Origin of the sequence: Methylobacterium sp. WL18 (assembly GCF_008040015.1) — a bacterium.
GTDB lineage: Bacteria > Pseudomonadota > Alphaproteobacteria > Rhizobiales > Beijerinckiaceae > Methylobacterium > Methylobacterium mesophilicum.
Map to the genome: position 1 here is coordinate 1 of NZ_VRVD01000584.1, position 2946 is coordinate 2946.

6 protein-coding genes are annotated in these 2946 nt (G+C 68.7%); 2 read left to right on the forward strand and 4 right to left on the reverse strand.

Features of this window, described 5'->3' with window-relative positions:
• Nucleotides 1–192: 192 nt before the first annotated feature.
• Nucleotides 193–420, reverse strand: coding sequence for a hypothetical protein (locus tag FV228_RS25340; protein WP_147857074.1), 228 nt, complete (start codon nt 418–420; stop codon nt 193–195).
• Nucleotides 421–1091: 671 nt separating this feature from the next.
• Here FV228_RS25340 and FV228_RS25345 point away from each other — a divergent pair.
• Nucleotides 1092–1346 (forward strand): hypothetical protein, encoded by a 255-nt coding sequence (locus FV228_RS25345; RefSeq protein WP_147857075.1) that lies wholly within the window; start codon nt 1092–1094, stop codon nt 1344–1346.
• Nucleotides 1347–1407: 61 nt separating this feature from the next.
• Here FV228_RS25345 and FV228_RS25350 read toward each other — a convergent pair whose 3' ends face one another.
• The 3 genes from FV228_RS25350 to FV228_RS25360 all read right to left on the reverse strand — a co-directional run bounded on the left by FV228_RS25350 (nt 1408) and on the right by FV228_RS25360 (nt 2542).
• On the reverse strand, nt 1408–1683 hold the full coding sequence (locus tag FV228_RS25350; RefSeq protein WP_246689948.1) for a hypothetical protein: 276 nt from the start codon (nt 1681–1683) through the stop codon (nt 1408–1410).
• 66 nt (nt 1684–1749) lie between these two features.
• A complete protein-coding gene (locus FV228_RS25355; protein WP_147857076.1) occupies nt 1750–2238 on the reverse strand; it encodes a phasin in 489 nt (162 codons plus the stop codon).
• A gap of 103 nt (nt 2239–2341) precedes the next feature.
• Nucleotides 2342–2542, reverse strand: coding sequence for a hypothetical protein (locus FV228_RS25360; RefSeq protein WP_147857077.1), 201 nt, complete (start codon nt 2540–2542; stop codon nt 2342–2344).
• Nucleotides 2543–2663: 121 nt separating this feature from the next.
• Here FV228_RS25360 and FV228_RS25365 point away from each other — a divergent pair, with 121 nt between their 5' ends.
• Nucleotides 2664–2858, forward strand: coding sequence for a hypothetical protein (locus tag FV228_RS25365; RefSeq protein ID WP_147857078.1), 195 nt, complete (start codon nt 2664–2666; stop codon nt 2856–2858).
• The last annotated feature ends 88 nt before the right edge of the window (nt 2859–2946 follow it).

Consider the following 2946-nt stretch of genomic DNA (forward strand, 5'->3'; position numbering starts at 1 on the left):
GCCTGAAACCGTCTGCGACCGCCGACCCGGCCGGCGGCCGCAGACGGTTTCAGGCGCTCGGCAGCGGCTTTCCCGCGACGGATGGACCGTTGCCGAACCAGCGGACCGGTCCCCGCCGGGCCCATGTGGTGCACGACATCTGCATCGGGTGCTGAGCGGGTCCGCTCACCGTCCGCCAGCTGACGCCCGGCATCATTGCAGGGCGCTTGATCGGGTGTTGGCGCGGATCCAGCCCGGTGAGAGCACGTCGCCCTCCTCGGTGATGATCCAGGGCTGTGCGTCCCCCACGGCGATCGCCTCGGCCGCCGCCGCAAGCGCCTCACGCAGGGTCGCGTAGGGGCGCCCTTCGGCGGACCGCCCGAGCGAGCGGTTCGGCCACACGGTCAACTCGGCACGCTTGTCGAGGTCTGCGGGCGTCATGGGCGCGCTCCGGATGACGTCAGAATTGAACCCTGTCTAACCGGCTCATGTGACGTGAGCCTGGCGTTCGTGTTGCCGATTCGTGTCGCGAACGCTGCGCGGTCCGCCCGCCGCCGCGATCCGAGCGACGCGGCGCCCTGGCCGGCCCATCATGGTCCGGAGCATCCGGCTCCGAACCGACGCAGCGTCAGGAGATGTCGCGCGTCTCCGACCGCGCACAAGGGGGAGACTCCAAAGAGTGGGAGAACTTTTTTCTACGCCGCCGGGCGGAGCTTCAAGTTTCTTCGTCCCACTCCCGGCCGGCGTGGTGCCGGCGCGCGCCAGCGCACGCGTCCCAGGTTGGGCGATCGAGGCCCGCGAACGGTCGAGGACGACAGGGCTGCCCGAAGGATCCGCAGGCTTCCCCCGCCGGGACCCGCGCGGTGAAATAAAATTTCGCGCGTGATCAATTTATATTTTCGAGTTCATGGATGGCAATTTAGTTCAATTGTCCCGAATGCATGGCGCGTTCTGCGCCGGAACACGGATATCGCTCGGGCGGCGGTGCGAAAACTGCAAAACCATGCCGGGCCTGCGTTATGTTGCAATGCGGAATGAGCATACCGCAACGCACAAATCCGTGGTCTCATGCACTCAGCGATTGCATCCCGCGATCGAACCGGAGTCGCACCATGCGCACGATCCTCATCCTCGCGTCGGCGGCGCTCACCTCTGCCGCCCTCTTCACCGTCCCGGCCTTCGCGCAGGACGACCTTCACCTGACGCCGCCGCTGTATCGCGACCAGGCCCGCGCGACCACGCAGGTGCGCTCGGCTCACGATCTGACCACCACGCCCCAGCCCGTGTCGGCCATGCAGACCGGCCGCAGCCCAGTGGCGGCCGTCGTCCGGCCGATGGTCCAGGCCTCGGCCGAAACGGCCCGCTGAGCACGTCTCGGTCGTCGCGCCGCGATCCGCCGGTCCGGGATCCGGTTCGGCGGATCGGCTATCAGACGAGGTGCAGGTCCTGCGCGGCGAGACTCGGTGAGACGCCGCGCTCGATCAGGCGACGGGTCCGGGCGCGCTGCTCCGGTCCTGTATTCAGTGCAGCGCCCGTCGCACGGTAGCTGTCGAGCCACAGGTCGAGCCAGGCATAGTGTATCGCGACCGCGAGAAGGGCCGCGTTCTCCGCCTGGCGGATGCCGAGCCGGACGGCCTCGTCCGTCAGGCGGCCCACCTCCCCGTACATCATCGGCAACTCCACGTCCGGGATGGCCGCCGGCACAGGAAACATCGTCGGCCCGCCCCGGAGGCAACGGCCCCGAAGGGCCGGGTCCCCCGGTGTGTGCGCTTAGTGCGACGCCTGGTCGACGGCGTTCTGCGTCTCGTGGCCCATCTGCTGGGCCGCATCCTGACCCTGCTTCACTGCCTTGCGGGTCTCGTCGACACCCTGCTGCATCGCAGCCTTGGCGCGCTCCGCCCCCTGCTGCATCGCGCCCTGCGTGAGGCCGCCGAGTTCCTTGGCCTGGGACTGCATCGCGGCGAATCGCTCGCGGACGTATTCGGCCTGGAGTTGCATCGCTTCCGGGAAGGACTTGGCGGCCGCGAGCTTCTGCGCGAGGTCGAACGCCGCACGGACGTTCTGCTCGGCATAGTCGAGGCTGCGGGCGTAGATGTCGGACGCATTGGTCCGGGTCAGGTCCGTCGAGCCCTGAAGGGTATCGGTGGCACGGCGCGCCGAACCGATGAACGTTCCGAACGCCTTGCGGGCCTGCTCGACACTGGTTTCGGCCAGATCGCGCATTTGCGGCGGGACCTCGAAGCTGGGAATATTCGCCATGACTGGTCTCCTTCGGCCGCACGTCTGGCCGCGGCCATGGCTGTTGTGCACTGCACAAGCGAGAAGGTCCAGGGATCGGCGAGTGACGGGACCCCGGATTCTGTCAGATCTCCGTCTCGCGCCGGATGATCGCGTCCTCGCCGCCGCCCTTCTGCGACAGCCCGACCTCGGGCGCGTCGTCGCTGATCGGCAGGGGCTTGTTGGAGGCGCCCGGCTCGACTTCCGCGGGGCCGGTCTCCGAGTCCGGGTCGGCCGGCGGCAACGTCCGATCCGGTACGCGCGCGGGCTCTCGCGAATCAGTCATGCATGGCTTCCCTGGTCCGGAGAAACGTCGCCGGGGCCTCACGGGTCCCGGAGCGCCGGTGTCGGTGGGCAGTATCGCGTGCGCCGCGCTATATGCGGGCGGGGGATTTGAGGAGAGCGTCGTGTTCACCGTCAAGGGGATCGATCCGTCCGGCCGCGTCATGACCTTCGCGTGCGGGACCGACGAGCAGGCCATGGAGAAGACCTGGGAACTCGTCCGGCGCGGGTTCCGGGAGATCGTGGTCGCCGATCCCAAGGGTAAGGAGATGTCGGCGGCCGCGTTCGAGCGGTCCCTGGATATCGACTGGGGCGAGTGAGCCGGCCCGGCGCGCGAGGGTCGATTCGCGGCGCCGTCGGCGGAAGGCCGGCCCCGCCCCCCGGGACGATCTAGCGGTTGCCGAGGGC

Coding starts and splice junctions, on each gene's coding strand:
- FV228_RS25340 (WP_147857074.1), bottom strand. CDS start 420: ATGACGCCCGCAGACCTCGACAAGCGTGCCGAGTTGACCGTGTGGCCG.
- FV228_RS25345 (WP_147857075.1), top strand. CDS start 1,092: ATGCGCACGATCCTCATCCTCGCGTCGGCGGCGCTCACCTCTGCCGCC.
- FV228_RS25355 (WP_147857076.1), bottom strand. CDS start 2,238: ATGGCGAATATTCCCAGCTTCGAGGTCCCGCCGCAAATGCGCGATCTG.
- FV228_RS25360 (WP_147857077.1), bottom strand. CDS start 2,542: ATGACTGATTCGCGAGAGCCCGCGCGCGTACCGGATCGGACGTTGCCG.